The 2573-nt window shown below is 74.7% G+C and carries 3 protein-coding genes; 1 reads left to right on the forward strand and 2 read right to left on the reverse strand.

What is annotated here, in order from left to right:
- Together ABZ641_RS32670 and ligD are read right to left on the reverse strand one after the other, a co-directional pair.
- Positions 1-438 (reverse strand): hypothetical protein (locus ABZ641_RS32670; RefSeq protein ID WP_359987719.1); only part of this gene is annotated, 438 nt, incomplete at its 3' end.
- A 246-nt stretch (positions 439-684) separates the two neighbouring features.
- Positions 685-1683 (reverse strand): non-homologous end-joining DNA ligase, encoded by a 999-nt coding sequence (gene ligD / locus ABZ641_RS32675; protein WP_359987722.1) that lies wholly within the window; start codon positions 1681-1683, stop codon positions 685-687.
- 69 nt (positions 1684-1752) lie between these two features.
- Here ligD and ABZ641_RS32680 point away from each other — a divergent pair.
- Positions 1753-2573, forward strand: an 821-nt coding sequence (locus ABZ641_RS32680; protein WP_359987725.1) for an ATP-dependent DNA ligase, incomplete at its 3' end; no start/stop codon positions are given.

Here is a 2573-nt window from a genome sequence, read left to right on the forward strand (position 1 = left end):
GGGTGCGGCCACCGGCTGCGGCCGGACGGCGGGCCGGTGCGGCACGGCCGTCCACGGCAACTGCTCCAGCAGCACCGTCACCTGGTCGAAGGGCCGGCCCGGTCCGAGCGCGACCAGCGTCCGCGCGCTGGCCGGCGACAGCTCCAGCCGACGGGTGACCACCGTCCGGCCGCCGGCGGCGGGCATCCGCAGCGAGCTGTCCCGGTAGCGGTGGAACCGCCCGTCCACGTCCAGGACGAGCGCACAGCTGCTGCGCACCTCCGTACGGCGCGTCCGCACCGCCGCCCCGCCGCGGTCCCAGGCGGGCAGCCGGTCGACCACCCAGCCGTCCACCGCGGCGCCCTCGTCGTCCCGGAACGACAGCGGCGCGACACCCTGCGCCAGCAGCGTCCGGGCGGTGCCGCGGGCCAGCACCAGCAGCTCCTCGTACGCGTCCACCGGGCCCGGTCAGCCCTCGTCGCCGCAGCCGGGGCACGGCCGCCGCGGTACCTCGGTGGCCGCGCACCCGCCGCACGTCGCGGTCTCGCCCATCTCGCCGTCCCCTCCCGAAGCGGTGTCAGGTGCGCGAGCGTAGCCACGCACCGGGGCGGCGGAGGGCCGGCGTTCGGAACCGGCGCGGATCGACCGGATCCGACGGTTCCGGACCGCGAACGAGAGGTTCCTGCCCGGCCCGGGCCCCCGCCCTCAGCCCTTCTTCGCCCGGCTCGGCTGCACCCGCATCGGCTCGCCCGGCATCTTCGGATGGTCCGGCGGGTAGGGCAGGTCCACGGCGTCCTGCTGCGCGAACAGCTCCAGCAGCGGGTCCAGGGCGAACGCGAAGTCGTCCATCTCGGCGTGCAGGTCGCCGAGTTCGGCGAACCGCGCGGGCACCGTCCGCAGGTCGAAGTCCTGCGGGACGACGTTGTCGATCTCCTCCCAACGCAGCGGGGTGGAGGCGGTCGCCTCGGGCCGGGCCCGCAGCGAGTACGGCGAGGCGATCGTCCGGTCGCGGGCCATCTGGTTGTAGTCCACGAAGATCCGCTCGCCGCGCTCCTCCTTCCACCAGGCGGTGGTCACCCGTCCGGGCATCCGGCGCTCCAGCTCCCGGCCGAGCGCGATCACGGCGTGCCGGCAGTCGGTGAAGGTCCAGCGCGGCTCCACCGGCACGTAGACGTGCAGCCCGCGCCCGCCGGAGGTCTTCGGCCAGCCGCGCAGCCCCAGCTCCTCCAGCAGCGCGCGCAGCTCGTGCGCGGCGGTCACCGCGTCGTGGAAGTCGGTGCCCGGCTGCGGGTCGAGGTCGATCCGCAGCTCGTCCGGGTGCTCGGTGTCGGCACGGCGCACCGGCCAGGGGTGGAAGGTCAGGCAGCCGAGGTTGGCGGCCCACAGCACCGCGGCCGGCTCGTTCGGGCAGATCTCGTCGGCGCTGCGGCCGCTCGGGAAGGCGATCCGGGCGGTCGGCAGCCACTCCGGCAGGCCCTTGGGCGCCCGCTTCTGGTAGAAGAACTCGCCCTCGACGCCGTCCGGGAACCGCTGCAGCGTGGTCGGCCGGTTCCGCAGCCCGCGCAGCACGCCCGGCGCGACCGCCAGGTAGTACTCGGCGACGTCCCGCTTGGTGAAGCCGCGCGCCGGATAGTAGACCTTGTCGGGGTTGGAGAGCCGGACCGGCCGGCCGTCCACCTCCAGTTCAACCGCTGTCGAGGCCATGCCTCCCACGCTAGGCGGGCCCCCCGCATCCGGCGCGCGGGCCGTGCGACGTGCGGCGACGATCGGAGCATGGACCTTCCCGTGATGCCGCCCGTGCAGCCGATGCTCGCCAAGTCGGTGGCCGAGATCCCGCCCGGCATGCAGTACGAGGCCAAGTGGGACGGCTTCCGCGCGATCGTCTTCCGCGACGGCGACGAGGTCGAGATCGGCAGCCGCACCACCAAGACGCTCACCCGGTACTTCCCCGAACTGGTGGAGGCCTTCCGCCGCGAGCTGCCCGCCCGCTGCGTGGTCGACGGCGAGATCGTGATCGCCCGCGAGGGCCGGCTGCGCTTCGAGGAACTGCTGGAGCGCATCCACCCGGCGGCCTCCCGGGTCCGCACCCTCGCCGAGCGCACCCCCGCCTCGTTCGTCGCCTTCGACCTGCTGGCGCTGGACGACACCGCCCTCGCCGACCGCCCGCTCGCCGAGCGCCGCAGCGCCCTGGAGTCCGCCCTGGCCGGTGCCTCCGCCCCCGTCCACCTGGCGCCCGCCGTGACCGACGTCGAACTCGCCCGGACCTGGTTCGCCCAGTACGAGGGCGCCGGACTCGACGGCGTGGTCGCCAAACCGCTGGACGGCCCGTACGCGGCCGGCGAGCGCACCCTGTTCAAGATCAAGCACCAGCGGACGGCCGACTGCGTCCTCGCCGGCTACCGCGAGCACAAGAGCGGACCGATCGTCGGCTCGCTGCTGCTCGGCCTCTACGACGGCGACGGGCAGTTGCAGCACGTCGGGGTCTGCGCCTCCTTCCCGATGGCCCGGCGCCGCGAACTGGTCGAGGAGCTGGCTCCGCTGCGGCTCGACGACCTCACCGGCCACCCGTGGGCGGCCTGGGCCGACGAGAGCGC

It is taken from the genome of Kitasatospora sp. NPDC007106, assembly GCF_040634455.1.
GTDB classification, from domain to species: Bacteria; Actinomycetota; Actinomycetes; order Streptomycetales; family Streptomycetaceae; genus Kitasatospora; species Kitasatospora arboriphila.